This window comes from Rhizorhabdus histidinilytica (assembly GCF_900167915.1).
Lineage (GTDB): Bacteria > Pseudomonadota > Alphaproteobacteria > Sphingomonadales > Sphingomonadaceae > Rhizorhabdus > Rhizorhabdus histidinilytica.
Genome location: NZ_FUYM01000001.1, coordinates 321165 through 346639 on the forward strand (window position 1 = coordinate 321165; position 25475 = coordinate 346639).

Here is a 25475-nt window from a genome sequence, read left to right on the forward strand (position 1 = left end):
GGGCGTCAAACCGCAGGAAAAGTCCGAAACGGCTCAGGCCGTAGCGGTGCGCTCGGCATCGAGGAACGCCTCGACCGCCGTGAGGTCGACCTGCTTGTCGAGGAAGGTCTGGCCGATGCCGCGTGCGAGCAGGAAGGGCAGGCGGCCGCCCTCCATCTTCTTGTCGTGCTTCATATGGCCGACCAGCGTCGCGCCGTCGGCGTCGACGCCGGCAGCCTGGAGCGTTGCAGGCAGGCCGGCGGCCGCGATGTGCGCGGTCACGCGGCGGGCGTTCTCGGCCGGGCACAGGCCCTGCGCCGCCGAGAATCGGAAGGCGAGCGCCATGCCGGCGGCGACCGCCTCGCCGTGGAGCAGCCGGTCGGAGAAGCCGGTCTCGGCCTCCAGCGCGTGGCCGAAGGTGTGGCCGAGGTTGAGCAGCGCGCGGCGGCCGCTGGTCTCGCGCTCGTCCTCGCCGACGATGCGGGCCTTGGCGCCGACGCTCTTGGCGATCGCGACGGCGCGCGCCTCGGGATCGCCGGCCAGCAGCTTCGCACCGTTCGCCTCGCACCAGGCGAAGAAGTCGGCGTCGTCGATCAGGCCGTATTTGACGACCTCGGCATAGCCGGCGCGGGTTTCGCGCGGTGGCAGCGTGTCGAGCGTGGTCGGGTCGATCAGGACATGGGCGGGCTGGTAGAAGGCGCCGATCAGGTTCTTGCCGGCCTTGCTGTTGATCGCGGTCTTGCCGCCGACCGAGGAATCGACCTGGGCGAGCAGCGTCGTCGGCACCTGCACGAAGCGGCAGCCGCGCTTGAGGATCGATGCCGCGAAGCCGACCAGGTCGCCGATCACGCCACCGCCCAGCGCCACGATCGTGTCGCCGCGCTCGACGCCATAGCTGAGCAGCGCGTCGGTGAGCTTCTCCAGCATCGCCCAGCTCTTGGTTGATTCGCCCGGCGGCAGCACCTCGACCGCGCTGGCGATGCCGGCGGCGGTCAGCGACGTCTCCAGCCGATAGAGCTGGTTGGGGACGATGTTGCGATCGGTGACGACGATGAAGCGGCCGCGCGCGGCATAGGGGGCGAGCAGCTCGCCCGCCCGGTCGAGCGCGCCGTTCTCGATGGTGATGTCGTAGCTGCGGTCGCCCAGCGAAACCCGTACGGTCATTGCATCAGTGCCTTGAGGATCGCATCGACCGTGGCGTCGTGCGGCAGCGGCTGGCTGCGGATGTGGATGGGGGCGAGCGCATAGACCGGATTGCGGACCGCCGCCAGTTCGGCCAGCACCTCGCGCGCGTCGCGGTCCTTGAGCAGCGGGCGGGTGCCTTCGCGCCGGCCGACCCGGTCGGCCAGCACCTCGATGTCGGCGTCCAGCCAGACCGCGGTGGCGCGGTCGAGGATCAGCGCGCGGGTCTCCTCCTGCATGAAGGCACCGCCGCCGGTGGCGATCACCTTCGGCCGACCGTCGATCAGCCGGGCGATCACCCGGCGCTCACCGTCGCGGAACTCCTTTTCGCCGAATCGCGCGAAAATCTCGGAGATCGTCAGCCCCGCCGCGCGCTCGATTTCCTGGTCGGCATCGACGAAGGGAAGGTGAAGGCGCGTCGCAAGCCGCTTCCCGACCGTCGACTTGCCCGCGCCCATCAGCCCGATAAGGACCAGCGGACGGTCAAAATGGGGAAGATTGGGAGGCAGGCTTTGCGGCATGTCGTCGAGGGCTATACACATGGGCGCCCCCTCGGGCAAAAGCACCTCGATTGCAACCTGTCCGGCGCCACCGGGGCCGTCGGAATCAAGACCAGAGTCACAGTTAAGGGAAGTCCATGTCGCGGTTCAGCTTCATCCTGTTGAGTGTCGTCATCATCATCGTCGTGGCGCTGGTGGCCCTGAGCTTCGTGAACACCGAAAAGCCGCCCGTGACGGTCGAGAAGGCGATGCTGAATGAAGCCCAGGCCAAGTAAGAAGGCCTTCTTCGCGCTGACGGCGGGTGTGGCCTCGCTGGCCGCGGTCGCCGCATTTGCGCAGGAATCGCTGCTGCCCCCCGGCTTCGGCAACCAGCCGCCGCCGGCCAATCGGCCCCAGCCGGCTGCCCCCGCACCGGCCCAGCCGGCTGCCGGCCCGACGCAGGCGACACCGGCCGCACCCGGCGCGTCGCCCGCGCCCACGCTGACGCTCGACCCCGCGATCTTCGCTTCCGCCGAGCCCGGCGCGCCGGTCGCACCGGTCGAGGAGCTGCCGCCTTCCGCGCGCCGCTCGATCGATGCGGTAGGGCCGCTCGCGGGCTTGGGGCCGAACGCCTGGGGCATGGCCGACGGGCGTTTCCTTTCGACGCTGATGCGGCGGCTCGACGCCCCGATCGTCTCGCGCTGGGCCTCGATCACGCTGCGCCGCGCGCTGCTGACACGGGTGGGCACGCCCGATCATGTCTCGGCACCCGACTGGATCGCCGAGCGAGCCTGGCTGCTGCTGCGAATGGGCGAGGCGGACGGTGCACGGATGCTGATCGAGGGCGTCGACGTCGACCGTTTCAACGCCAAGCTCTACGCCGTCGCCGGGCAGAGCGCGCTGGCCGGCGCCGACGCGGCGGGGCTCTGCGCGCTGGCCGATGGCGGCGCGATCCGCAGCCGCGAGGCGGTGTGGCCGATGGCGCGGGCGATCTGCGCGGCGCTGTCGGGCGACACCGCGATCGCGGACGTGCTGATGGACCAGGCACGCCGCCGCACCCGCGATCCGCAGGGCATCGACGTCCAGCTCGCCGAGCGTATGATGGGCGTCAACGGTGCCGGCCGGCGCAGCATCAGCGTCGAATGGACCGGGGTCAACCAGCTCACCGCCTGGCGCTTCGGCATGGCGAGCGCGCTCGGCCTGACCGTCCCCGCCGATCTCTACCGCACGGTCGGCCCGCAGGTGGTGGCCTGGAGCGCCCGTGCGCCGATGATCCCGCCGGCCGAGCGGCTCGACGCGGCGATGACGGCGGCACGGCTCGGCGTCTTCTCCAACTCGGCGCTGGTCGACCTCTATGCCCAGGCCGCCGACGAGAGCGGCGACTTCAGCAGCGATACCCCGGCCGGACGGCTGCGCCTCTGTTATGCGGGCGATGATGTCGGCGCGCGCCTTTCGGCGATGCGCGGCTTCTGGAGCGGTGAAGGGCAGGGCGACGGCAAGCAGGTCGACCGCTATGCCGGACTGATTCTGACGGCCCGCGCGGCCGCGCGCATCGCGCCCGACAGCGATCATGTCTCCGACGTGGCCGGCCTGATCGGATCGATGATGTCGGCCGGCCTAGACCGCAAGGCGGCCGCCTGGGCGCCGGTCGTCGCGGGCATGTCGGCGGGCAAGGGCGACGATGCCTGGGCGATCCTGGCGGTCGGCACGCCGCGCACCGTCGTCGACCTCTCGGCCGACCGGCTCTCGGCGGTCGCCGACAGTTGGAGCGAGGAGAATCCGCAGAAGCTGCGCCTGTTGCTCGCCGCGCTCGCCGGGCTCGACCGGTTGCAGACCGAGGAGCAGATGCGCCTGTTGCAGGAATATCAGGTCGGCTTCGACAATCGCAGCAACTGGGGCCGGCTGCTCCTCCAGGCCGCCGATCGCAAGGAACCGGCGACGGTGGCCTTGCTGGTTGCGGTGGGCATGCAGAAGACCGGCTGGAGCGGCCTGTCCTCGGCGATGTTCGCGACGATGATCCGCGCGCTGCACGACGTCGGCCTCGACGGCGAGGCCCGGATGATCGCGGCCGAGGCGATGACCCGCTTGTAATGGAGACGCCCTTCCAGATCCTCCCCGTCGCGCAGCGATGGGGAGGGGGACCATCCGCAGGATGGTGGAGGGGTTTGCGGGAGCGATCGTCGGACGACCCCTCCACCGCTCTGCGAGCGGTCCCCCTCCCCGGCTTCGCCAGGGAGGATTGTGCGTGAAGGATTCCGAGGCGATCGCCCAGTTCCTGGAGATGCTCGCGGCCGAAGGTGGCGCGGCGCGCAACACGCTGCTCGCCTATGGATCGGACCTGCGCGGCGCGTCCGAGCTGCTCGGCGGCGGCCTGGTCGGCGCGGACATGGCGGGGCTCCAGAAGCTCGGCGGCGAGTGGATGGCGCTCAGCCGGACCAGCGTCGCGCGCAAGGCGTCGGTGCTGCGTCGCTTCTTCGCCTTTCTGGAGGAGGAGGGCATCCGCCGCGACGACCCGTCCGACGCGCTACCGCGCCCGGCGGTGCAGCGCGCCTTGCCGCGCACCCTGTCTCACGGCGATATCGAGCGGCTGTTCGACACGCTGGAGGAGCGGCGGCGCGATCGCCATGCCGATCCGCTGACCCTGCGGCTGATCGCGCTGGTCGAGCTGCTCTACGGATCGGGGCTGCGCGCGACCGAGCTGGTCTCGCTGCCGCGCCACGCGCTGCGCGGCGACCGACCCTTCCTGATCCTGCGCGGCAAGGGCGGGCGCGAGCGGCTGGTGCCGATCTCCGACCGGGCGCGGATGGCGGTCGCCGACTGGGGCGCTCATGTCCCCGGCGATCAGCCCTGGTTGTTCCCCTCGGGCCATGGCCATCTCAGCCGGGTCCGCCTGTTCCAGCTCGTCCGCGAGCTGGCGGCCGAGGCCGGTATCCCGCCGCAGCGGATCAGCCCGCACGTGCTGCGCCACGCCTTCGCCACCCATCTGCTTGAAGGCGGCGCGGACCTCCGCGCGCTCCAGACGATGCTCGGCCATGCCGATATCGCCACCACCCAGATCTATACCCACGTCAACAGCGCGCATCTGGTCGAGCTGGTCAATGCGCGCCACCCGCTGATGGACGCGGCACGGCGCCGGCTGGGATCGGGCCCGGAACCGGGGCCAGGCCCGGACGGTTGATCGCTCCACGAAGGAGAGGATCATGAACAGATTGTCCCTGGGCGCCGCGATGCTCGCCGCGCTGGCCCTGAGCGTTCCGGCACAGGCCGATCGCGGGCCCACCCGGTCCGAGGCGGCGCGGATCGCCGAGACCCTGACCGCCGCGGGCTTCAAGAGTTGGAACCGTGTGGAGTTCGATCCCGACGGCCCGAAATGGAAGGTCGACGATGCCCGCAAGCTCAACGGCAAGACCTACGACGTCCAGATCGCCGCCGGCAGCTATGAGATATTGAAGGTCGACGGCGACTGACCTTGGCCCGTCGCCCCCTTGTCCGTCGCGATTCGCTGCCATAGGTCGATTGTCACGACGACAATGGGGTGAGGGCGGGGATGACGGCGAACGGCGGGATCGATGTGCGGCGCGACCGGCTGGTCATCTTCGCGTCGACGCTGGGCACCGCTTTCGAATGGTATGACTTCTTCGTCTACGGAACCCTCGCCACGATCGTCGCCGGCCATTTTTTCCCATCCGACAATCCGGCCGTCAGCTTCCTGATCTTCCTCGGCAGCTTCGGCGTCGGCTTCGGCATGCGGCCGCTCGGCGCGATCCTGTTCGGTGTGCTCGGCGATCGGCTGGGCCGCAAATATACCTTCTTGGTCACCATCACGCTGATGGGCGTGGCAACCGCCGCGGTCGGGCTGCTGCCGACCTATGCCACGATCGGCGTGGCGGCGCCGATCCTGCTCGTTACCTGCCGCATCCTCCAGGGACTGGCGCTCGGCGGCGAATATGGCGGGGCGGCGGTCTATGTCGCCGAACATGCGCCGCGTAACCGGCGCGGCTTCTACACCAGCTTCATCCAGTCGGGGGTCAGCGCCGGCTTCATGCTCAGCCTGTCGGTGGTGCTGCTGTCGAACCAGTTCGTCGACAAGGAGGCGTTCGCCGCCTGGGGCTGGCGCATTCCCTTCCTCTTCTCGCTGGTGCTGCTCGGCATCTCGCTCTGGGTGCGGCTCAAGCTCAGCGAGAGCCCCGTCTTCAAGGCGATGAAGGAGAAGGGCGAGGTCGCCCGGAATCCGCTGCGCGAAAGCTTCGACAGCTGGCCCAAGGTCCGCCGCATCCTGCTCGCGCTGTTCGGCCTGTCGGCGGGGCTGACGGTGATCTGGTATGTCGGCCAGTTCCAGTCGCTCTATTTCCTCCAGAACAGCCTGCGGGTCGAGGACGGGGTGGCGCGGGTGCTGGTCGGCGCGGCGGCGTTCGGGGCGGTGTTCGGCTTCATCCTGTTCGGCTGGCTGTCGGACCGGATCGGCCGCCGCCGGCTGATCCTGACCGGCTATGTGCTGACGCTGCTGTTCCTCTTCCCGCTGTTCCACTGGATCGCCGACGCCGCCAATCCAGGCCTCGCCGCCGCGATGGAGCGCGCACCGGTCGTCGTGACGGGCAGCGACTGCCGTTACGACCCCTTCGCCTCGCGGCAGGAGACCGCCTGCGGACAGGTGCTCGACGCGCTGTCGAAGAAGGGAGTCGCCTATACCAAGGTCGACGGCGCCCCCGGCACGCTGCCCGCCGTGACCATCGGCGGCGCGCCGGTCGATGCGAGCGATGCGGGGAGCCTCGAGGCCGGGCTCGCCGCCGCCGGCTACGACCTTGCCAAGGTCACGCCGTCGCTCGGCGATTCGGCGAAGATCTTCGTTTATCTGCTGATTCTCGGCTTCTTCTCAGGGATGACCTACGGGCCGTCGGCGGCGGTGATGGTGGAGCTGTTCCCGGCACGGGTGCGCTATACCTCGCTGTCGGTGCCCTATCATATCGGCACCGGCTATTTCGGCGGGTTCCTGCCCTTTATCAGCCAATATATCGTCGCCCGCACCGGCGATCCCTTCGCCGGCTTCTGGTACACGTTCATCGTCGCGGGCGTGGCCTTCCTGATCGCGCTGGTCTGGCTGCCCGAGACGGCCGGAAAGGAACTGGAATAGCGCGGCGGGGACCGCTATCGCCGAGCGTGTGACGCAAGAGTTCCTTCCCCTCCGCCTCGATCTCGATCCGCAGGCCCTGGTGGCCAACTGGCGCTGGCTCGGCGAGCGGGCGGCGGCGCCCGCCGGGGCGGCGGTCAAGGCCGACGCCTATGGGCTCGGTGCGGTCGAGGTGTCGCGGCGGCTCGCCGATGCCGGATGCCGCGACTTCTTCGTCGCAACCTGGGCGGAGGCCGACGCGCTCGGCGCGCTGCCGTTCGGCGCTGGCCTGTCGGTGCTCCATGGTTTGCGCGAGGAGGATATCGCGGCGGCGCTCGCCTCGCGTGCCCGGCCGGTGCTCAACAGTCCGGCGATGGTCGCGCGCTGGAAGGCGGCGGCGCCCGGCCGTCCATGTGACGTGATGGTCGACACCGGCATGAACCGGCTCGGCCTCACGGTCGAGGAAGCCTGCTCGGGCCTGCTCGACGGGCTGGAGATCGATCTGCTGCTCAGCCATCTCGCCTGTGCCGACGAACCCGACAGCCCGATGAACGAGCGCCAGCGCGGCCGATTCGTCGATCTGCGCGGGCGGGTCGCGGCGAAGCGCTACAGCCTCGCCAATTCTGCAGGCGCCTGCCTGGGCCCCGATTACGGCTTCGACCTGATCCGCCCCGGCATCGCGCTCTATGGCGGCATTCCCCGGGCGGAGGCGCGGGGGCACATCACTCGCGTCGTCCGGATCGAGGCACAGGTCCTCCAGGTCCGCGACGTGCCGGCTGGCGACACGGTCGGCTATGGCGCGACCTTCACCGCGGAGCGGCCGATGCGCGTCGCGATCCTCAACCTCGGCTATGCGGACGGCTATCTCCGCGCCTTTGCCGGCAACGGCGCGGCGCTGATCGACGGGCGGCGCTGTCCGCTCGCGGGCCGCGTGTCCATGGACCTGATCGCGGTCGATCTCACCGGGGCCGACGCCGTCGAGGGCGACTGGTTGGAGATCGACTATGCGCTCGAAAGCGCAGCCGATCGGACCGGACTTTCGCAATATGAGTTGCTGACCGGGCTGGGCTGTCGCTATCAGCGGCGGTGGAAAGAGTAGGGTGTCCGCGACTTTGCAGCCTGTTATCGGATTTTTCGGCTCGATCGGCCGGCTTTTCATCGCGGCGCTCGCCGCCATCGGCCGGGTGACGGTCTTCGCCGCGACGACGATCTCGCGCGCCGTCCGCCCGCCTTATTATCCGTCGCGGCTGTTCGAGCAGTTGATGCAGATCGGCTGGTTCTCGTTGCCCGTCGTCGGCATGACCGCGATCTTCTCGGGTGCGGCGCTGGCGCAGCAGACCTTCACTGCCGGCTCGCGCTTCAACGCCACTTCGACCGTGCCGGCGATCGTCGTGCTCGGCATCGTCCGCGAACTGGGGCCGGTGCTGGTGGGCCTGATGGTCGCGGGTCGGGTCTCCTCGGCGATGGCGGCCGAGCTCGGCACGATGCGCGTGACCGAGCAACTCGACGCGCTGACCACGCTGCGCACCGATCCCTATCGCTACCTGATCGCGCCGCGTCTGTTCGCGGCGCTGATCGCGATCCCCCTGATGGTGCTCGTCGCCAATGCGATCGGCATCTTCGGCGGCTATTTCGTGGCGGTCTACAAGCTCGGCTTCAACGCCGTCGGCTATCTCGACACCACGCGCCAGTATCTGACCGCGACCGATCTGCAGATGGCGCTGGTCAAGTCGGCCTTCTTCGGTTTCTTCATCGCACTGATGGGCTGCTATCACGGCTTCCGCGCACAGGGCGGCGCCGCCGGCGTCGGCCGTGCCACCACCGATGCGGTCGTCTCCGCCTTCATCCTGATCCTGTTGTCGAACATGATCATCACGCTGATGGCGTTCGGCTGATGGCGGACACTCCGAAGATCCTGCTGGAGGGCGTCCGCAAGGCGTTCGGCGGCAACGCCGTCCTCGACGGCGTCGACCTTGCAATCGAGCGCGGCGAATCGATGGTCATCATCGGCCAGTCGGGCAGCGGCAAGTCGGTCATGCTCAAATGCATCCTCGGCCTGATCCGGCCCGATCGCGGCGCGATCCGTGTCGACGGCGAGGACCTGATGGCGATGTCCGCGCGCGAGCTGGAAACCGCGCGCGCCAAGTTCGGCATGCTGTTCCAGGGTTCGGCGCTGTTTGACTCGCTGCCGATCTGGCGCAACGTCACCTTCGCGCTGACCCAGGGGCGGCTGCGCGACTCCGCGAAGATGCGGAAGATCGCCGCCGAGAATCTCGAACGGGTCGGCCTCGGCTCCGAGGTGCTCGATCTGCGGCCGAGCGAATTGTCGGGCGGCATGCAGAAGCGCGTGGCGCTCGCCCGCGCGATCGCGCCCCGGCCGGAGATCATCTTCTTCGACGAGCCGACCACCGGCCTCGACCCGATCCGCGCCGACGTGATCAACGACCTGATCGTCGAGCTGGTCGAGGAACTGGGCGTCACCGCGCTGACCATCACCCACGACATGGCCTCGGCGCGCAAGATCGCCCATCGGGTCGCCATGCTCTATCAGGGCCGCATCGTCTGGAGCGGTCCGCGTGATCGCCTGTACGACAGCGGCAACCCTTATGTGGATCAGTTCGTTCAGGGACGAGCCGAAGGGCCGATCCGTTAAGGAACGATCGATTGTTCGATGCTCTCGATAACTGAGAGCATTCTTTCTGATTGGATCGATCAGTCGCGCTTCGGCAGAAGGCGGCCAACCCATTCAGAGAAAGGACGATCGATGATCGGACGCACCGTCCCCAACGTAACCTTGAAGACCCGTGTTCGCGACGAGAGCGTAGGCGGCCCCAATCCCTTTCGCTGGCAGGACGTCCACACAGGCGACCTGTTCAAGGGACGGCGGGTCGTCGTGTTCGCGCTGCCGGGCGCCTTCACCCCGACCTGTTCGACCGAGCAGTGCCCGGCCTATGAGCGCAGCTATGACGAGCTCCGCGCGCAGGGTGCGGACGAGGTCTATTGCCTGTCGGTCAACGATGCCTTCGTCATGTACCAGTGGGCGAAGCATCTCGGCATCGAGAAGACCAAGATGCTCCCCGACGGCTCGGGGGATTTCACCCGCCGCATGGGCATGCTGATCAACAAGGATCATCTCGGCTTCGGCGATCGCTCCTGGCGATATGCGATGGTGGTCGACGACGGCCGGATCGTCGCCTGGTTCGAGGAGCCCGGCATCAACGACGTCGGCGCCGACGACGACCCTTATGGCGAGAGCGCGCCGGACAAGGTGCTGGCCTGGCTGCATGAAAATCCGGTGCGCGAGCCGGCCGAGGCCTGAACTTCTTCTATGTCACCCAGCGAAGGCTGGGGTCCATGTCTGCTTTCTCCACAGATGCCATCTGGTTGATGAGAGACATGGACCCTGCCTGCGCAGGGGTGACGTGGTTAAAGGGAGAGGGGCTCAGATCCCCAGCGCCTCTTCCATCCGCGCGATCCAGCGCTGCACCGCCGGATAGTCGCCCAGGTCGAACCCGCCCTGGTGCGCCACCCGTGTATAGGCGACCAGCGCGATGTCGGCGAGGCTGAGCGCGTCGCCGACCAGGAAGCTCCGCTCCGTCAGCTGCTCGTCGAGCAGTTTGAGCGCGCCCTTGCCGCGCTCGACGATGCGGGGCTCCAACTCGGCCGCCGCCTTGCCGAGATAATGGACCTGGAAGCGCGCGACCGCGACATAGGGTTCGTGGCTATATTGCTCCCAGAACAGCCATTCGAGCATCTTCGCCCGCTGATAGGCATCGGTGGGGATCAGTGCCGATCCCTCGGCAAGGCTCAGGATGATCGCGTTCGACTGGGCGAGGGTGCGGCCATCGTCATAGCGGACCAGCGGAACCTGCCCGGCCGGGTTCATCGCCAGGAATTCGGGCGTCCGCGTCGCCCCTTCGAGCACGCTCGTCTCGATCCACTCGTGGCGAATCCCCAGCAGGTCGGCCGTCCATTTGACCTTCAGGCAATTGCCGGAAATCGAATCGCCATAGACCCGCATTGAACCATCCCCCGAAAAGCGTCGAAATCCCCGTAGCACCGCGCCCTTAACGTTCGGAAACAAAGCTGACGGGCTTTATCATAAAGCGACCTTATCGACCTGCGATCGCACGATCTTTCCGCCGCACCTGCGAAACGGGATCAGGTCGCTGTCACAAAGCCGTAAGCTATTGTCGAAGCGGCTGTAACATAGTTGAATCATAGGCTCCGCACGTCATCCAGACAGGAGACGAGCGATGAACGCCATCACCCGGATCGCCGCTGCCCAGGGTAGTCGCCCCGCCATTCCCGAGGCCCGCCGCCAGCGCCGCCGCTATCGCACCATCTGGGTATCGGATATCCATCTCGGCACGCGCGGCTGCAATGCGCAGATGCTGATCGACTTCCTTGATTCGACCGACAGCGAGACGATGTACCTGGTCGGCGACATCATCGACGGCTGGCGGCTCAAGCGAAGCTGGTACTGGCCGTCGGCCCACAACGACATCGTCTGGCGGGTGATGAAGCGCGCCAAGCGCGGCACCCGTGTCGTATTCATCCCCGGCAACCATGACGAGATGTTCCGCCAATATTCGGGCATGACTTTCGGCGGAATCGAAATCCGCCGCAGCGCGATCCACGAGACCGCCGACGGCCGCCGGCTGATGGTCACCCATGGCGACGAGTTCGACACGGTGGTGATGTGCCACCGCTGGCTCGCCTTCGCCGGGGACTTCGCCTATGAGACGCTGATGCGGCTGAACGTGGTGATCAACACGGTCCGTCAGTGGTTCGACCTGCCTTACTGGTCGCTCTCCAAGCACGCCAAGCACAAGGTCAAGAACGCGGTCGAGTTCATCTCGCGCTTCGAGGAGGCGGTCGCGCACGAGGCGGGCGAACGCGGCGTCGATGGCGTCGTCTGCGGTCATATCCACACCGCCGAGATTCGCCGGTTCGGCGACATCGTCTATTATAATGACGGCGACTGGGTCGAAGGCTGCACCGCGCTGGTCGAGCATTTCGACGGCCGGATGGAGGTGCTCCACTGGGCTGACGAGATCGCCGCCCGCCGCCAGGTCGCTGCGGCGTCGGCCGCGATGGCGGCCTGACGTGCGGATCGCGATCGCTACCGACGCCTGGGCGCCGCAGGTCAATGGCGTCGTCCGCACCCTCCAGGCGGTGACCGCCGAACTCGGCGCGATGGGGCACGACGTCTGCGTGATCGCGCCCGACCAGTTCCTGACCGTCCCCTGTCCCAGCTATCCCGAGATACGGCTGGCGCTGACCACCCAGGCCGGGGTCGGCCGCCGCATCGCGGAGTTCGGCGCGGAGGCGATCCATATCGCCATCGAAGGGCCGATCGGCCTTGCCGCGCGGCGCCACTGCCTCGGCCGGCGGCTGGCCTTCACGACCGCCTATCACACCCAGTTCCCCGACTATGTCGCCGAGCGCACCGGCATGCCGGCCGAGTGGTTCTGGCACTATATCCGCTGGTTCCACGCGCCGTCGGCGGCGGTGCTGGCGTCGACGCCCTCGGTCGAGGCGATCCTCGAACGGCGCGGCGTCGGCCCGGTGCAGCGCTGGGGCAGGGGAGTCGACCTGGCGCTGTTCCGCCCCGATCGCGCGGCGCATCCCGCCTTCGCGGCGCTGCCGCGCCCGATCCAGCTCTATGTCGGCCGGGTCGCGGTGGAGAAGAATATCGAGGCGTTCCTCGCCTGCGACACGCCCGGCACCAAGGTGGTCGTCGGCGACGGCCCGGCCCGCGCCGCGCTGTCGCGTGACTATCCCGAGGTCCGCTTCCTGGGCGCGCTGCACGGCGAGGAACTGGCCTCCGCCTATGCCGGCGCCGACGTGTTCGTCTTCCCGAGCCGCACCGACACCTTCGGGCTGGTGATGATCGAGGCGCTCGCCTGCGGTGCGCCGGTCGCCGCCTATCCGGTGACAGGGCCGGTCGACATCCTCGACCCGTCGAGCGCGGCGATGGACGACGACCTGGCGACCGCGATCGGCCGGGCGCTCGCCTGCGATCGCGGCGCGGCCGCCGCCTATGGCGCGACCTTCGGCTGGCGCAGGAGCGCCGAACAGTTCCTCGGCGCGCTCGTTCCCCAGGGCGAGGGCCGGCGGCAGCTGGCGGCCTGATGCGCCGCCCTCTCCCACGCGGGAGAGGGCTCGGAAGCGCCTCCACACGTCAGTCTTGTGCTGGAGCGCGGGCTTCAGTACATCATCCCCCACGCTTCGGCCGCTCCGTGACGGGGCGGCCCTTTTATTTTGGAGGACCGCTATGGCCCAGCCGCTCATGCCCCACGCCACCGCCTCGTGGCTGGTCGACAACACCGCGCTCAGCTTCCAGCAGATCGCCGAGTTCTGCGGCCTGCACATCCTCGAGGTCCAGGCGATCGCCGACGACATGGCAGCGACCAAGCTGACCGGGCGCGATCCGGTCCGCGCGGGCGAGCTGACCATGGCCGAGATCGAGAAGGGCCAGCAGGACCCGAATTACCGCCTCGTCATGCAGAAGGGGCCGGACCAGCTCCGCCGCACCAAGGGCCCGCGCTACACCCCCGTGTCGAAGCGCCAGGACAAGCCCGACGGCATCGCCTGGATCATCCGCAACCATCCCGAGGTGTCGGACGGCCAGATCTCCAAGCTGATCGGCACGACCCGCACCACCATCGCCGCGATCCGCGACCGGACCCACTGGAACATCGCCAACATCGTGCCAAAGGACCCGGTGACGCTGGGCCTCTGCTCGCAGCGCGAGCTCGATGCGGTCGTCGCCAAGGCGGCCAAGGCGGCCGGCCTCGAAGCGCCGACCGATACCCGCCTCGAAGGCGACCGCGAGGCACTGATCGAGCAGCTCCGCGCCGAGCGCGAGGCCGCCGTCCGCAACGCCGACGCGGTCCATGCCGAAGAGTCGACCTATGGCGGCGCGACCTTCCACGACCCGTTCAAGAAGTAAGGACCGGCTTCGGGCCGACAAGGCCAACCATCCTTGACCCTGCCGCCGCCCGAGCCCAAAAGCCTTGCCATGACCGACAGCGCCGCCCTTGCCGACCTCTCCTTCGAGGATGCCCTCAAGCAACTCGAAACGATCGTTCGCCAGCTCGAATCGGGCGAAGTTCCCCTGGACGAATCGATCTCGCTCTACGCGAAGGGCGATGCGCTGAAACGGCTGTGCGAGGAGCGGCTGAATGCCGCCAAGGCGCGGATCGAGAAGATCAGCCTGGGTGCCGACGGCGCGCCGCGGGGGACCGAGCCCTTCAACGCGGGCTGATCCGACGATGTCGGCTCTCCTCGCTTCCGAGCTCGCGCGCATCGCGCAGGAGATCGACGCCCGTTTCGATGCGCTGCTGACCCCGCCGGATGACAGCCGCAGGCGCCTCTACGAGGCGATGCGCCACGCGGCGATCGGCGGCGGCAAGCGGCTGCGGCCGCTGCTGACCAGCGCATCGGCGCGGCTGTTCGCCGTCGATCCCGAATGCGCGATCCGGGCTGGCCTCGCGATCGAGGCGATCCACGTCTACAGCCTGATCCACGACGACCTGCCGGCGATGGACGACGACGACCTGCGGCGCGGCCGCCCGACCGTCCACCGCGCCTATGACGAGGCGACCGCGATCCTCGCCGGCGACGGCTTCCAGGCACTAGCCTTCGAGATCGCGGCGTCGGAGGCGACCCATCCCGATCCCTTCGTCCGCAGCGAACTGGTCGCGGCGCTGGCGGCCGCGGCGGGGCCGGCCGGCATGGTCGGCGGTCAAGCGATGGACATGGCGGCCGAAGCGGGCGGGGAGCACGACCTCGACACGGTCTCGCGGCTCCAGCAGCTCAAGACCGGCGCGCTGATCGGCTTCTCGATCGAGGCGGGCGCGATCCTCGGCCGGGTGCCGCCCGAGGGGCGCGTCAAGCTGCGCGCCTATGCCCACGACCTGGGCCTCGCCTTCCAGATCGCCGACGACCTGCTCGATGCCGAGGGCGATCCTGCGGCGATGGGCAAGGCGGCGGGCAAGGACGATGCCGCCGGCAAGGCGACCTTCGTCGGGCTGCTCGGCGTCGACCGCGCGCGGGCGCAGGCGCGGCTGCTGTCGCAGCAGGCGATCGATCATCTTGGCAATTTCGGACGCGAGGCCGATCTGCTACGCGACATCGCGGCGTATGTGGTCGATCGCGACCGCTGAACGCCAGGCAAAGGGGGAGCATCTATGCGGACCGGCGTCTATCCCGGCACCTTCGATCCGATCACGCTGGGCCATATGGACATCATCCGGCGTGGCGCGAAGCTGGTCGACAAGCTCGTCATCGGCGTCACCACCAACGCCTCCAAGTCGCCGATGTTCACGGTCGAGGAGCGGCTGGCGATGGTCCGGCGCGAGACCGCCGATCTTCCCGGGGTCGAGGTCGTCGCCTTCGATTCGCTGCTGATGGACTTCGCCGAGAGCATGGGCGCGGCGATCATCGTGCGCGGCCTGCGCGCCGTTGCCGACTTCGAATATGAATATCAGATGGCGGGGATGAACCAGCAGCTCAACAACCGGGTCGAGACCGTATTCCTGATGGCCGACGTGGCGTTGCAGCCGATCGCGTCGCGCCTCGTCAAGGAAATCGCGCTCTACGGCGGGGCGATCGACCGCTTCGTGCCCAAGCAGGTGGTGCAGGAAGTCGTCGCGCGCGTCGAAAAGATCGGTAAGAAGGGAAGCTGAGGACGGATGCCGGCGGTTCAGCCGCGGGCAATCCGGACATGCCTATTCGAGGCCGCGCCTCCGGAGCGCGGTGTGGAGAAGTGATCTGATGCGATCGAAGTTCGTTGTTGCGGCTTTTGCGGGACTGTTCATGGCCGGCGCGGCGCTGGCCCAGCCGGCGCCGGCCCCCGCGCCTGGCGATGCGTCCGTGCAGGACCCGCAGAACATCCTCAACCTCGACCTGTCGACCGGCGGGCGGGTGAAGATCCTGCTGCGCCCCGACAAGGCGCCCTATTCGGTCGATCGGATCAAGACGCTGGTGCGGCGCCATTTCTACGATGGCCTGACCTTCCACCGCGTGATCGACGGATTCATGGCCCAGGGCGGCGATCCCAAGGGAACGGGCGAGGGCGGTTCCGACCTTCCCGACCTGAAGGCCGAGTTCAACGACATGCCGCACGTCCGTGGCGTGATGTCGATGGCGCGCGCGCAGGATCCCAATTCGGCCAACAGCCAGTTCTTCATCATGCTGCAGCCGAACCTGACGCTCGACGGCAACTATACGCCGATCGGCCGTGTCTTCTCCGGCATGGAATATGTCGACGCGATCGAGAAGGGCGAGCCGCCGGCGAACCCGTCGAAGATCGTCCACGCTTCGATCGAGTCCGACGATCAGGGCCAGCCGCCGACCGCTTTCGTCCCGCCAGCCGCGCCCGAGGCCGCCGCGCCCGCAGCCCAGAGCAAGCAGGATCGCAAGGCGCGCGAGAAGGCTGCGAAGGAAGAGAAGGAGGCTGCAGAGAAGGCGGCCAAGGAAGCGAAGAAGCTCCGCAAGCAGCAATCCCAGCCCGGCGACCTTGCCAACCCCGCCGACGCGGTCGGCGGCGGCGGCGAGGCGGCGGTTTCGCCCGCCCCGGCTCCGCAGGGCACCGACGCCGCCGTCGAGGCGGTGGCCGACGCGCAGCCGACCGAGGACGCGGTCCGCACGGTGGCCGGTGAAGAGGCGGCTGCCTCGCCGCAATAACGCCCAGCGATGCGCGTCGACCTCTTCGACTTCGATCTCCCGCCCGAGAACATCGCCCTGCGCCCCGCCAGCCCGCGCGACAGCGCGCGGATGCTGCTGGTCGAGGGGAGGGAGGGTGCGCTTGCCGACCGGCAGGTCTCCGACTTGCCGGGGCTGCTGCGTGCCGGCGATTGCCTGGTGTTCAACGACACGCGGGTGATCCCCGCCCAGCTGGAGGGACGGCGCGGCGAGGCGCGGATCGGCGCGACCCTCCACAAGCGCGAGGGGCTGCGGCAGTGGCGCGCCTTCGTCCGCAACGCCAAGCGGGTTCGGACCGGCGACCGCATCGATTTCGGCGCTGGCGTCTCGGCGATCGCCGCCGAGCGCGGCGAGGACGGCTCGATCCTGCTCGATTTCGAGGGCGACGAGCCGGTCGAGCTGCTGCTCGAACGCGCCGGCACCATGCCGCTGCCGCCCTATATCGCTGGTAAGCGCGCGACCGACGACCGCGACCGCGATGATTACCAGACCATGTTCGCGCGCGAGAAGGGCGCCGTCGCCGCGCCGACCGCCGCGCTCCACTTCACGCCGCGTCTGGTCGAGGCGCTGGCGGCGGCCGGGATCGCCAGCGAGACGCTGACCCTCCACGTCGGCGCGGGCACCTTCCTGCCGGTCAAGGCCGATGATACCGACGACCACCGGATGCACGCCGAATGGGGCCGCATCGATGCGGCGACCGCAGATCGCCTCAACGCGGTCCGCGCCGCCGGCGGCCGGGTGATCGCGGTCGGCACGACCAGCCTGCGCCTGCTCGAAAGCGCGACCGGCGAGGATGGGGTGATCCGTCCCTTCGACGGCGACACCGCGATCTTCATCACCCCCGGCTACCGCTTCCGCGCGATCGACGGGCTGATGACCAATTTCCATTTGCCCAAGTCGACGCTGTTCATGCTGGTCAGCGCGCTGATGGGCAGAGAGCGCATGCAGGCGGCCTACGCCCATGCGATCGCCGAGGGCTATCGCTTCTACAGCTATGGGGATTCGAGCCTGCTGCTGCCGGGCTGAGGGCGCCCATCAATCGGCGTGATAGGCGGTGTAGGGCACCTGCACATATTGCAGTGCCTCGCTCGCCGCGCGGCCGGCCCAGCCCGATGGCCGCTCATGGAAGAACAGCTCGTTGAGGTTCAGGCCGATCCCGATGAAGGGGCGCCGGCGGCGCGGATCGCCGCGCGCCTCCTCCTTCGCGGTGAAGCCGGTCGCGCGGTAGCCGGCGTGCAGCTCGACGAAGCGGAGCGGGCTGTCCTCCAGCCCCTCGAATCCGGCCAGCTTGAGCGCGAACAGATAGCGCATCTGCCGGTAATGGCGCGTGCCCGAGGGCGTGTAGATGTCCTTGTTGGGAATCAGCAGCAGCCGGAAATCGAGCTTGCGGTCGAGCCCCGGCACCGCATTGCGCAGCAGCGAGAAGCCCGCGCCGCTCGCGTTCATCGCGATATCCTGGAAGGAGAAGCCGCTCGATTTCTTGTGGGCGTCCCACAGCTCGGCATAGAGCATCACCCCCATCGACAGCGAGGCGGCGGTCAGGCCGGCATTGGTCGCGCCCGTCTTGCGGCGGATGCGTGCCTCGATCATGTCGGTGATCCAATAGGTGTTCCAGGCGTGGGTCAGCTTGTCCATGCCCAGGTTGATCGTGTCCTTGCCGAACCAGCCTTCATCCTGGAAATGGAAGCGGCGGCCGCCTTCGCGGCTGACCTTGGCGATGTTGGTCCCAGTGACCCAGACCAGCGCCGCGCCCAATTCCCACTTGATCGCGCCGACTTGCCGGCCGAACGGCAGCCGTTGCCCGCTCGGTTCCTCGGTGACCGGCGCGGCGGGCAACGACGGGCCGTAGCCGGGCTCGGCCGGTGCCGGTTGCTCGGCGAGGGCGAGCCAGTCCTTGTGCGGATCGGACAGGTCGAAATCGATGGCGGACGCGCTTTCGTCGACGGCGTCGGCCAGCGCCGGGACGGCCGGTGCCGCGCAAGCGATCACCGCGATGGCGCGGATGAGCGGTTTCGCCAGTCGGTCGGTCATCGTCACCTTTCCCTCCGGCTTGGAAGGACGATTGGCATCTCATTGATTCGGGCTGTCAATTTTGGGGCATTACCGTTGCGATAGGGCGAGCCTCGGGCCGGTTGGACGGCGGCGAAGGCTTGACGGCGGAGGACGGCGCGGCCGAATGTCGCGGCTATGTTCAAATCGCTCATCGCCTCCACGGCGCTCGTCGCGCTTGTCGCGCCGCTTTCCGCCCAGATCGTCGAAACCCGCCAGATCGGCTCCGCCACCCTGCAGAACGTGCCGGAAATCCCGGCCGATGTGCGCGAGGCGGTGCAGCGCTACCAGAACAGCCGCGCAGCCCTGTTCGAGGATTGGCTGCCCGACGGATCGATGCTGATCGCGACCCGCTTCGGCGCGACGCAGCAGATCCATCATGTCGCCGTCCCCGGCGGCGCCCGCACCCAGATCAGCTTCGGCAGCGAGCCGATCGCCGAGGCGCACGTCATCCCCGGCAGCGACCGCTTCGTGACGGTCGGCGACAGCGGCGGCGACGAATGGTTCCAGCTCGACCTGCGCGGCCTCGCCGGCATCGCGACGCGGCTGACCGAGCCCGGGACGCGCAACCAGTCGCCGGTGTTCAGCAAGGACGGATCGCTGCTGGTCTGGGCGCGCGCGACCAAGGGCAGCGCAGCCTACAGCCTGATCGGCGTCGATCCGAAGGCCGGCGGTGCGCCCAAGCCGCTCTATCGGGCGGACGGCGCGATCGACCCGGCCGACATCGCGGCGGACAAGAGCCGGCTGATCTTCGTGCGGAGCCTGTCAAACCGCGAGGACCAGCTTTTCGAGCTCGACCTCGCGACCGGAAAGGCGGCACGCATCGCGCCGAAGACCGCGCCCGCCATCTACCAGAAGCCGCGCTACCTGCCCGGCGGGCGGAGCCTGATCGCCATCTCCGACAGCGGCAGCGACACCCGCCAGCTCGTCGAGATCGATCTCGCGACCGGCCGGCAGACGGTGCTGACGCCGGGCCTCGGCTGGGACGTCGAGGATTACGACCTTTCCGACGACGGCCGCGTCCTCGCCTATGCGATCAACGAGGACGGCTTCTCCCGCGTCGTGGTGCAGGACCGGGTGACGCGCTGCGCGCTGCCGCAGCCGGCGCTGCCCAGGGGCGTGCTGACCGCGCTGAAGTTCACGCCCGACGGCCGCCGCCTGGCGATCGGCCTGACCTCGGCCATCTCGGCCGGCGACGTGTGGAGCTGGGACGTTGACGGCGCCGCGCTCACCCGTTGGACGACGTCGGAGCTGGGCGAGCTCGATCCCGCCCGGCTCGCCGAGCCCGAGCTGATCCGCTTCAAATCCTTCGACGGGCTGTCGGTGCCGGCCTTCGTCTACCGGCCGAAGGGCGTGCCGGCCGACCGGCCGACGCCAGTGATCATCGACATTCATGGCGGGCCGGAAGCGCAGACCCGGCCGATCTGGAACTATGGCGCGCAATATTTCGCCGACGTGCTGCAGGCGACGGTGATCCTGCCCAACGTCCGCGGCAGCGACGGCTACGGCAAGCGCTACCTGAATCTCGACAATGCCGAGAAGCGCGAGGATTCGGTGCGCGACATCGGCGCGCTGCTCGACTGGATCGCCCGGCAGCCAGGGCTCGATGCCAGGCGAGTCGCGGTCTACGGCCAGTCCTATGGCGGCTATATGAGCCTCGCGGTGATGACCCATTATTCGGACCGGCTGGTCGGCGGGGTCGAGCGCTACGGCATCAGCAACTGGACGACCTTCCTCGAAAACACCGAAGCCTATCGCCGCGACAACCGTCGCGCCGAATATGGCGACGAGCGCGACCCGAAGATGCGCAAGATCTTCGAGGCGATCTCACCGACCAACAATGTCGGCCGGATCACCAGGCCGATGCTGGTGATGCAGGGCGCCAACGATCCCCGCGTGCCGCAGTCGGAGTCCGACCAGGTGGTCGCCAAGCTGCGCGCCGCCGGCAATGAGGCGTGGTACGTGCTGTTCGCCGACGAAGGCCATGGCTTTCTCAAGAAGCCGAACAACGACCTGCGCCGCGAGGTGGAGACGGTGTTCCTGCGCCGCCTGTTCGATCCGGCGGCGGCGAAATAAGGGGTTTCGGGGCGGATGCTTCGATCCGCCCCGAACCAGGGTTCAAGCCTCGTCGGGCGAGGCGAGCAGGAAGCGCCAGATCAGTGCGCCGATCACGGCCCCGACCAGCGGCGCCGCCCAGAACAGCCATAGCTGGCCGAGCGCGTCGGTGGTCGCGAACAGCGCGACGCCGGTCGAGCGCGCCGGATTGACCGACGTGTTGGTCACCGGGATCGAGATCAGATGGATCAGGGTAAGCGCGAGGCCGATCGGGATCGGCGCGAAGCCCGCCGGGACGAGCGAGCAGGTCGATCCGAGGATGACGATGATGAAGCCCGCCGTCAGCACGATCTCGATCAGCAGCGCCGCCTCAAGGTTGTAGCCGCCCGGCGAGAGGGCGCCATAACCGTTGGTGGCGAAGCCGCCGGCCTCGAAGCCCGGCTTGCCCGACGCGATCGCATAGAGCACTGCGGCGGCGGCGATCGCCCCCACGACCTGCGCGACCCAATAGGGGATCAGATCCTTCCACGGCAGGCGGCCGGCGGCGGCGACGCCGAGCGAGACCGCCGGGTTGAAATGCCCGCCGGAGATGCCGCCGACCGCAAAGGCCATGGTCAGCACGGTCAGGCCGAACGCCAGGGCGACACCCGCGAAGCCGATGCCGAGATCGGGAAACGCGGCGGCGAGTACGGCCGCGCCGCATCCGCCGAACACCAGCCAGAAGGTTCCGAACAATTCTGCTGCAAGCTTCCTTGTCATATGCCTCTCCTGTTAGCGCCGCCGCTTACCCTTTGTTCGCAACCATGCGACGACGGAGGGGAGGCTACACCCCATTGTTTCGGACCGGCAAGTAAGGCCTCCCCCTATGCGTTACCCGTTGCCGCGCGGCTATTTCCGCTCGGCCGCCGTTTCGTCGCGCTTCGCCTTGAACTCGGCGTCGGGGGCCCAGTCGGGCCAGGCGCGGCCGTCGGCGAGGGCGCGTCCGGTATTGTAGAGCAGCGTCAGGTCGGGTCCGATGTTGGACAGGTCCATGTCGGCGCTCCACTCGTCGGCGGGCTGGTGATAGCGGTCGCGGGTGTAGATCGCGCCCAGTTCCTTGCCGCGCGCGACGCCGCCTTTCACCAGGTCGATGCCGCCCTTGAACGAGAAGGCGGGCACGCCGGCCTTCGCCATCGGGAAATGGTCGGAACGATAGAAGCCGCCCGTCTCGGTCTTGGGATCGGGCACGTAGACGCGGCCGAGCTTCTTGCCCTGGTCGACCAGCATGTCGAGCAGGCCGAGCCTGGCGACGCCCGAGATGGTGAAGTCGCTGGCCGCGCCTTCGCCGATGATGCTGTCCATGTTGATCACCCCGGCGGTGGTGGCGAGCGGATAGACCGGGTTGGCCGCGTAATATTCGGAGCCGAGCAGGCCCTTTTCCTCGGCGGTCACGGCAAGGAACAGGATCGAGCGGTCGGTGCGCGGCGCCTTGACGAAGGCGCGGCCCAGTTCGAGCAGCGCTGCGATGCCCGAGGCGTTGTCGCGCGCGCCGTTGTAGATGCGATCGCCCTTCGCGTCAGGCTGGCCGATGCCGAGATGGTCCCAATGGGCCGAATAGATCACCGTTTCCTTCGGGTGCTTCGCCCCGGCGAGGCGGCCGAGCACGTTGTAGGAGGTGATCGTCTCCGCCTTCACCGCATAGGCGGCGTCGAGCGTGGCGTTGAGCGCGACGGGCTTGAAGTCCTTCCTCTGCGCGGCCTTCTTCATCGCCTCGAAATCGAGGCCCGCCGCCTTGAACAGGTCGACCGCAAGGTCGCGCTGGATCCAGCCCTCCATCGGGACATGCTCGGCGGTGGGATCGGCGCGGACGATATCGAACATCGTGTTGGTGTTCGAGTTCTTGACCGTCGGCCAGCCATAGGAGGCCGGCGCATATTCGTGGATCACCAGCACGCCGGCCGCACCCTGTCGCGCGCCTTCCTCATATTTGTATGTCCAGCGACCATAATAGGTCATGGTCTTGCCGCCGAAATCGCCCCCGAGCTCTCCGGCTCCGCCCTCGAAATCGGGATCGTTGACGAGGACGACGAGGATCTTGCCCTTCAGGTCGGTACCCTTGAAGTCGTCCCAGTCGCGCTCGGGCGCCTTGACGCCATAGCCGACGAAGACGAGCGGGGCGGCGGCGATGTCGACCTTGTCCTGCCCGGTCAGCGCGGCGCGGACGGCGATCTCCTCGCCCTGGGTCAGAGCGCGCGCGGCGCCGTCGCCCAGCTTGAGCGACAGCTTCGGCGCGCTGACGATGTCAGACTTGAGCAGCGGCACGCTCTGCGTCCACTCGCCGTTCGGCATGCCGGGCTGGAGGCCGGCGGCCTTCATCCGTTGGATGATGTAGGCGATCGTCTTCTTCTCGCCCTCGGTCGCCGGGGCGCGGCCTTCGAAGCTGTCGTCGGACAGCGTCTTCACGTCCTGGCTGAAGCGCTGGACGTCGAAGGCAGGGGTGGGGGCGGCGAGGCAGAGGGCGGGGGCGAGCAGCAGCGGGGCTGCGAGCAGGGCTGCGATCTTGCGCATGGAAGCTCCTGTCGGAAGGTTGTGACCCGGACGGGCGATGGCGGGCACCTAAGCGTTTTTCGCCGGAACCTGCCAGTGTTTTTGTCTATACATTAGGTCTCCTGCCTCGCCTCGCTGCGCCTTGCCATATGGCGGTGCAGCCACTAAAGGCGCGCCATCCTTCACCACCCAAGACATGGAGCCGCTCGCCGATGGCGACCGAACGCACTTTCTCGATCATCAAGCCCGACGCGACGCGTCGCAACCTGACGGGCGCGATCACCGCCAAGCTCGAAGAGGCCGGCCTGCGCGTCGTCGCTTCGAAGCGAATCCACATGACGAAGGAGCAGGCCGAGGGTTTCTACGGCGTGCACCGCGAGCGTCCGTTCTTCGGCGACCTCGTCAGCTTCATGATCTCGGGCCCGGTCGTGGTCCAGGTGCTCGAGGGCGAGAACGCCGTCGCGCGCAACCGCGAGGTGATGGGCGCGACCAACCCGGCCAACGCCGATGAGGGCACGATCCGCAAGACCTTCGCGGAATCGATCGAGGCCAACTCCGTCCATGGTTCGGACAGCGCCGAGAACGCCAAGATCGAGATCGACTTCTTCTTCAAGCCGGAAGAGATCGTCGGCTGACGATGCCGAATGAGGGGGAGGGGCGGCATGTCCCTTCCCCGTCATGCCAGCGGAGGCTGGCATCCATGTCTCTCAATCAGCCAGATGGCATCTGGTGAGATGACAGACATGGACCCCAGCCTTCGCTGGGGTGACGCGTTTACTGCCTCTAGAATTCCATCATCGCCGCCAGCTTGGACGGCGCCGCGAGCCGCCAGCTTTCGCGCAGGCGATGCTCCACCTGCTCCCAGTCGGTATCGGGCTGGTCGAGCCGGATGCCGACCCAGCCCGACGGGCCGAGATAGGGCGGCTTGAAATAGATATCCGGATCGATGTCGATGAGCATCTCCTGCTCCTCGATGCCGCTCGTCTTGACCAGCAGCGCGGTACGGTCGTCGCTGTGGTGGTTGTGCCAGAAATAGGCGAACATCCGCTTGTCGGCGACGCGCCAGCAGGGCGACCCGTGCGAGACCTTCTCCTCGACCTGCGGCAGCGCCATGGCGAGCGCGCCGACCCGCGCGTGGACCGCCCTGGGATCGTCCGACGCCATCACTTCGCTCCCTTGTGCCGTGCCTTCCAGAGCCCGTCGAGCCGGGCCTGCGCCCCCTTGGCGCTGCTCCGCCCGATCAGCGACAGCCCGCGCAGGCGGATCGAGGTGCCGCCGAGGAAGCTGCCGTCGGTGACATAGCCGATGTCGTAGAGCGTCACGTCCTCGGCGATCTCGCCGTCAACCGTGAAGCGGGTGGTGATCGCGACCGGCAGGCGCGCGTCGCCGCGCGGGCGTTCGGGCTCGCCGGCCTCGCGGCGCGCCTTCTTGAGGCCGCTCGCGAACCATGAGGCTTCGATGCGGGGATCGGTGCTGTCGACCGGATCGACGCCGAGCGCCTTGGGGAAGGCGATGCTCTGGCCCTGGATCACCTGGTCGCCGGCGGCGTGGAGTTCGAGCCGGTCGCCGTCACCCTGCACCTCGGCGCGGAGGACGAGGATGCGGGCCTTGCTGCTCGCCGCGCGGCTCTCGGCGGTGCGGGCCTCCTCGCTGTGGCGGCGCTCGCTATAGCTGTTCCACAGCGTCAGCGCCGAGATGACGAGCGCCGATACGCCGAGGACCTCGGCCAGGGTGAGCCATCGTAACCTGCGCCGCCGGGCGGCGGCGGCCTCCGCACTGTCGTCAGCCATGCGTCCGGATATAGTCGGCGAGCGCTGCCGGATAAAGCCGATGTTCCTCGGCCAGGACGCGGTCGGCAAGCGTCTCGGGCGTGTCACCCGGCAGGATCGGCACGCGCGCCTGTCCGACCACCTCGCCGTCGTCGAGGGTCGCCGTGACGATGTGGACTGAGCAGCCGCCTTCGGCGTCGCCTGCCGCGATCGCACGGGCATGGGTGTCCAGCCCCTTATATTTGGGCAGCAGCGATGGGTGGATGTTGAGCATCCGGCCCGTCCAGCCGGCGACGAAGTCCTCGCTCAGGATGCGCATATAGCCGGCGAGCGCGACATAGCGGACGCCCGCGTCGCGCAATGCCTTGTCGATGATCGCGTCGAACGCGTCGCGGGAAAGGCCCTTATGGCTGTGCGCGAAGGTCGCGATCCCGGCCTCGCGGGCGATGGTCAGGCCGGGCGCATCGGGATTGTTCGACGCGACCAGCACCACCTCATAGGGGCAGTCGGCCGCCCGTGACGCCTCGACCAGCACGCTCATGTTGCTGCCGCGCCCGGAGATCAGGATGGCGATGGGGGTCTTGCCGCTCACGCGTCATTCCCGCGGAAGGGAGG

At 68.3% G+C, this 25475-nt stretch carries 26 protein-coding genes and 2 pseudogenes; 19 read left to right on the forward strand and 9 right to left on the reverse strand.

The annotated features are described in order from the left end of the window. Positions 1-33: 33 nt before the first annotated feature. Both aroB and B5X82_RS01505 read right to left on the reverse strand, forming a co-directional pair. A complete protein-coding gene (gene aroB / locus B5X82_RS01500; protein ID WP_079646270.1) occupies positions 34-1143 on the reverse strand; it encodes a 3-dehydroquinate synthase in 1110 nt (369 codons plus the stop codon). Further along, positions 1140-1682, reverse strand: coding sequence for a shikimate kinase (locus B5X82_RS01505; protein ID WP_079646271.1), 543 nt, complete (start codon positions 1680-1682; stop codon positions 1140-1142). Before B5X82_RS01505 ends, aroB begins: the two co-directional genes overlap by 4 nt. A gap of 116 nt (positions 1683-1798) precedes the next feature. On the opposite strand from B5X82_RS01505, the gene B5X82_RS26630 reads away from it, so the two are divergent. The 9 genes from B5X82_RS26630 (at position 1799) to B5X82_RS01545 (ending at position 10066) form a co-directional block, all read left to right on the forward strand. Beyond that, entirely contained in the window at positions 1799-1936 is a 138-nt protein-coding gene (locus B5X82_RS26630; RefSeq protein WP_176152437.1) for a hypothetical protein, read from the forward strand. Beyond that, positions 1917-3731: a hypothetical protein gene (locus B5X82_RS01510; protein ID WP_079646272.1), complete on the forward strand. Its 1815-nt coding sequence runs from the start codon at positions 1917-1919 to the stop codon at positions 3729-3731. The genes B5X82_RS26630 and B5X82_RS01510 overlap by 20 nt, the downstream gene beginning before the upstream one ends. A 154-nt stretch (positions 3732-3885) precedes the next feature. Next, positions 3886-4818: a tyrosine-type recombinase/integrase gene (locus B5X82_RS01515; RefSeq protein ID WP_079646273.1), complete on the forward strand. Its 933-nt coding sequence runs from the start codon at positions 3886-3888 to the stop codon at positions 4816-4818. 22 nt (positions 4819-4840) lie between these two features. Then, the gene (locus B5X82_RS01520; protein ID WP_079646274.1) at positions 4841-5107 is read left to right on the forward strand and encodes a PepSY domain-containing protein; all 267 of its coding nucleotides are present in this window, start codon (positions 4841-4843) and stop codon (positions 5105-5107) included. A gap of 80 nt (positions 5108-5187) precedes the next feature. Further along, positions 5188-6771 (forward strand): MFS transporter, encoded by a 1584-nt coding sequence (locus B5X82_RS01525; RefSeq protein WP_079646275.1) that lies wholly within the window; start codon positions 5188-5190, stop codon positions 6769-6771. Between the two features lie 28 nt (positions 6772-6799). Beyond that, positions 6800-7846 (forward strand): alanine racemase, encoded by a 1047-nt coding sequence (gene alr, locus B5X82_RS01530; RefSeq protein ID WP_079646276.1) that lies wholly within the window; start codon positions 6800-6802, stop codon positions 7844-7846. Position 7847: 1 nt separating this feature from the next. Next, positions 7848-8642, forward strand: coding sequence for an MlaE family ABC transporter permease (locus tag B5X82_RS01535; protein WP_079646277.1), 795 nt, complete (start codon positions 7848-7850; stop codon positions 8640-8642). Then, positions 8642-9400: an ABC transporter ATP-binding protein gene (locus tag B5X82_RS01540; RefSeq protein WP_079646278.1), complete on the forward strand. Its 759-nt coding sequence runs from the start codon at positions 8642-8644 to the stop codon at positions 9398-9400. The genes B5X82_RS01535 and B5X82_RS01540 overlap by 1 nt, the downstream gene beginning before the upstream one ends. Before the next feature lie 111 nt (positions 9401-9511). Continuing rightward, positions 9512-10066: a peroxiredoxin gene (locus B5X82_RS01545; RefSeq protein ID WP_079646279.1), complete on the forward strand. Its 555-nt coding sequence runs from the start codon at positions 9512-9514 to the stop codon at positions 10064-10066. A 123-nt stretch (positions 10067-10189) separates the two neighbouring features. On the opposite strand, the gene B5X82_RS01550 is transcribed toward B5X82_RS01545, so the two are convergent. Continuing rightward, entirely contained in the window at positions 10190-10768 is a 579-nt protein-coding gene (locus B5X82_RS01550; protein WP_079646280.1) for a glutathione S-transferase family protein, read from the reverse strand. 235 nt (positions 10769-11003) lie between these two features. Here B5X82_RS01550 and B5X82_RS01555 point away from each other — a divergent pair, with 235 nt between their 5' ends. The 8 genes and pseudogenes from B5X82_RS01555 (at position 11004) to queA (ending at position 17487) form a co-directional block, all read left to right on the forward strand. Then, positions 11004-11855: a UDP-2,3-diacylglucosamine diphosphatase gene (locus B5X82_RS01555; protein ID WP_079646281.1), complete on the forward strand. Its 852-nt coding sequence runs from the start codon at positions 11004-11006 to the stop codon at positions 11853-11855. A gap of 1 nt (position 11856) precedes the next feature. Further along, positions 11857-12885 (forward strand): glycosyltransferase family 4 protein, encoded by a 1029-nt coding sequence (locus tag B5X82_RS01560; RefSeq protein ID WP_079646282.1) that lies wholly within the window; start codon positions 11857-11859, stop codon positions 12883-12885. Positions 12886-13042: 157 nt separating this feature from the next. Next, positions 13043-13705 carry a DUF1013 domain-containing protein gene (locus tag B5X82_RS01565; RefSeq protein ID WP_079646691.1) on the forward strand — a complete coding sequence of 221 codons (663 nt, stop codon included), beginning with the start codon at positions 13043-13045 and terminating at the stop codon, positions 13703-13705. Between the two features lie 69 nt (positions 13706-13774). Next, positions 13775-14020, forward strand: coding sequence for an exodeoxyribonuclease VII small subunit (locus B5X82_RS01570; RefSeq protein WP_047169845.1), 246 nt, complete (start codon positions 13775-13777; stop codon positions 14018-14020). A gap of 7 nt (positions 14021-14027) precedes the next feature. Next, on the forward strand, positions 14028-14921 hold the full coding sequence (locus tag B5X82_RS01575) for a polyprenyl synthetase family protein (RefSeq protein WP_079646283.1): 894 nt from the start codon (positions 14028-14030) through the stop codon (positions 14919-14921). Between the two features lie 24 nt (positions 14922-14945). After that, positions 14946-15443 carry a pantetheine-phosphate adenylyltransferase gene (gene coaD, locus B5X82_RS01580; protein WP_079646284.1) on the forward strand — a complete coding sequence of 166 codons (498 nt, stop codon included), beginning with the start codon at positions 14946-14948 and terminating at the stop codon, positions 15441-15443. A gap of 130 nt (positions 15444-15573) precedes the next feature. Further along, positions 15574-16093 (forward strand): annotated as a pseudogene (locus tag B5X82_RS27000) (peptidylprolyl isomerase); the annotation flags it as partial. A 359-nt stretch (positions 16094-16452) separates the two neighbouring features. Further along, positions 16453-17487, forward strand: coding sequence for a tRNA preQ1(34) S-adenosylmethionine ribosyltransferase-isomerase QueA (gene queA, locus B5X82_RS01590; protein WP_079646286.1), 1035 nt, complete (start codon positions 16453-16455; stop codon positions 17485-17487). A gap of 9 nt (positions 17488-17496) precedes the next feature. On the opposite strand, the gene B5X82_RS01595 is transcribed toward queA, so the two are convergent. Continuing rightward, entirely contained in the window at positions 17497-18492 is a 996-nt protein-coding gene (locus B5X82_RS01595; protein ID WP_223811357.1) for a YfiM family protein, read from the reverse strand. A gap of 156 nt (positions 18493-18648) precedes the next feature. On the opposite strand from B5X82_RS01595, the gene B5X82_RS01600 reads away from it, so the two are divergent. Continuing rightward, positions 18649-20586: a S9 family peptidase gene (locus tag B5X82_RS01600; protein ID WP_079646288.1), complete on the forward strand. Its 1938-nt coding sequence runs from the start codon at positions 18649-18651 to the stop codon at positions 20584-20586. Positions 20587-20628: 42 nt separating this feature from the next. Here B5X82_RS01600 and aqpZ read toward each other — a convergent pair whose 3' ends face one another. Next, a complete protein-coding gene (gene aqpZ, locus B5X82_RS01605) occupies positions 20629-21324 on the reverse strand; it encodes an aquaporin Z (protein WP_079646289.1) in 696 nt (231 codons plus the stop codon). Positions 21325-21453: 129 nt separating this feature from the next. Next, entirely contained in the window at positions 21454-23112 is a 1659-nt protein-coding gene (locus B5X82_RS01610; RefSeq protein ID WP_079646290.1) for a M28 family metallopeptidase, read from the reverse strand. Between the two features lie 191 nt (positions 23113-23303). Between B5X82_RS01610 and ndk the strand changes: the two genes are divergently transcribed. After that, positions 23304-23726 (forward strand): nucleoside-diphosphate kinase, encoded by a 423-nt coding sequence (gene ndk / locus B5X82_RS01615; protein WP_011950883.1) that lies wholly within the window; start codon positions 23304-23306, stop codon positions 23724-23726. A gap of 148 nt (positions 23727-23874) precedes the next feature. Here ndk and B5X82_RS01620 read toward each other — a convergent pair whose 3' ends face one another. From B5X82_RS01620 to purN, 3 genes and pseudogenes are all read right to left on the reverse strand, one after another. Beyond that, a complete protein-coding gene (locus B5X82_RS01620) occupies positions 23875-24255 on the reverse strand; it encodes an MmcQ/YjbR family DNA-binding protein (RefSeq protein ID WP_079646291.1) in 381 nt (126 codons plus the stop codon). Continuing rightward, positions 24255-24881, reverse strand: a complete 627-nt coding sequence (locus B5X82_RS01625; RefSeq protein ID WP_079646292.1) for a hypothetical protein — start codon at positions 24879-24881, stop codon at positions 24255-24257. Before B5X82_RS01625 ends, B5X82_RS01620 begins: the two co-directional genes overlap by 1 nt. A 7-nt stretch (positions 24882-24888) precedes the next feature. Beyond that, positions 24889-25452: pseudogene (gene purN / locus B5X82_RS01630) on the reverse strand (phosphoribosylglycinamide formyltransferase); the annotation flags it as partial. Positions 25453-25475 lie beyond the last annotated feature (23 nt).

What these genes read in the sequence shown, in the direction of transcription:
- B5X82_RS01525 (WP_079646275.1), top strand. Translation starts at nt 5,188, where the DNA reads ATGACGGCGAACGGCGGGATCGATGTGCGGCGCGACCGGCTGGTCATC.
- B5X82_RS01510 (WP_079646272.1), top strand. Translation starts at nt 1,917, where the DNA reads ATGAAGCCCAGGCCAAGTAAGAAGGCCTTCTTCGCGCTGACGGCGGGT.
- aqpZ (WP_079646289.1), bottom strand. Translation starts at nt 21,324, where the DNA reads ATGACAAGGAAGCTTGCAGCAGAATTGTTCGGAACCTTCTGGCTGGTG.
- B5X82_RS01610 (WP_079646290.1), bottom strand. Translation starts at nt 23,112, where the DNA reads ATGCGCAAGATCGCAGCCCTGCTCGCAGCCCCGCTGCTGCTCGCCCCC.
- B5X82_RS01625 (WP_079646292.1), bottom strand. Translation starts at nt 24,881, where the DNA reads ATGGCTGACGACAGTGCGGAGGCCGCCGCCGCCCGGCGGCGCAGGTTA.
- B5X82_RS01570 (WP_047169845.1), top strand. Translation starts at nt 13,775, where the DNA reads ATGACCGACAGCGCCGCCCTTGCCGACCTCTCCTTCGAGGATGCCCTC.
- B5X82_RS01565 (WP_079646691.1), top strand. Translation starts at nt 13,043, where the DNA reads ATGCCCCACGCCACCGCCTCGTGGCTGGTCGACAACACCGCGCTCAGC.
- B5X82_RS01550 (WP_079646280.1), bottom strand. Translation starts at nt 10,768, where the DNA reads ATGCGGGTCTATGGCGATTCGATTTCCGGCAATTGCCTGAAGGTCAAA.
- B5X82_RS01595 (WP_223811357.1), bottom strand. Translation starts at nt 18,492, where the DNA reads ATGACCGACCGACTGGCGAAACCGCTCATCCGCGCCATCGCGGTGATC.
- B5X82_RS01620 (WP_079646291.1), bottom strand. Translation starts at nt 24,255, where the DNA reads ATGGCGTCGGACGATCCCAGGGCGGTCCACGCGCGGGTCGGCGCGCTC.
- ndk (WP_011950883.1), top strand. Translation starts at nt 23,304, where the DNA reads ATGGCGACCGAACGCACTTTCTCGATCATCAAGCCCGACGCGACGCGT.
- B5X82_RS01505 (WP_079646271.1), bottom strand. Translation starts at nt 1,682, where the DNA reads ATGCCGCAAAGCCTGCCTCCCAATCTTCCCCATTTTGACCGTCCGCTG.
- B5X82_RS01540 (WP_079646278.1), top strand. Translation starts at nt 8,642, where the DNA reads ATGGCGGACACTCCGAAGATCCTGCTGGAGGGCGTCCGCAAGGCGTTC.
- B5X82_RS01555 (WP_079646281.1), top strand. Translation starts at nt 11,004, where the DNA reads ATGAACGCCATCACCCGGATCGCCGCTGCCCAGGGTAGTCGCCCCGCC.
- B5X82_RS01600 (WP_079646288.1), top strand. Translation starts at nt 18,649, where the DNA reads ATGTTCAAATCGCTCATCGCCTCCACGGCGCTCGTCGCGCTTGTCGCG.
- B5X82_RS26630 (WP_176152437.1), top strand. Translation starts at nt 1,799, where the DNA reads ATGTCGCGGTTCAGCTTCATCCTGTTGAGTGTCGTCATCATCATCGTC.
- B5X82_RS01545 (WP_079646279.1), top strand. Translation starts at nt 9,512, where the DNA reads ATGATCGGACGCACCGTCCCCAACGTAACCTTGAAGACCCGTGTTCGC.
- coaD (WP_079646284.1), top strand. Translation starts at nt 14,946, where the DNA reads ATGCGGACCGGCGTCTATCCCGGCACCTTCGATCCGATCACGCTGGGC.
- B5X82_RS01520 (WP_079646274.1), top strand. Translation starts at nt 4,841, where the DNA reads ATGAACAGATTGTCCCTGGGCGCCGCGATGCTCGCCGCGCTGGCCCTG.
- B5X82_RS01575 (WP_079646283.1), top strand. Translation starts at nt 14,028, where the DNA reads ATGTCGGCTCTCCTCGCTTCCGAGCTCGCGCGCATCGCGCAGGAGATC.
- queA (WP_079646286.1), top strand. Translation starts at nt 16,453, where the DNA reads ATGCGCGTCGACCTCTTCGACTTCGATCTCCCGCCCGAGAACATCGCC.
- aroB (WP_079646270.1), bottom strand. Translation starts at nt 1,143, where the DNA reads ATGACCGTACGGGTTTCGCTGGGCGACCGCAGCTACGACATCACCATC.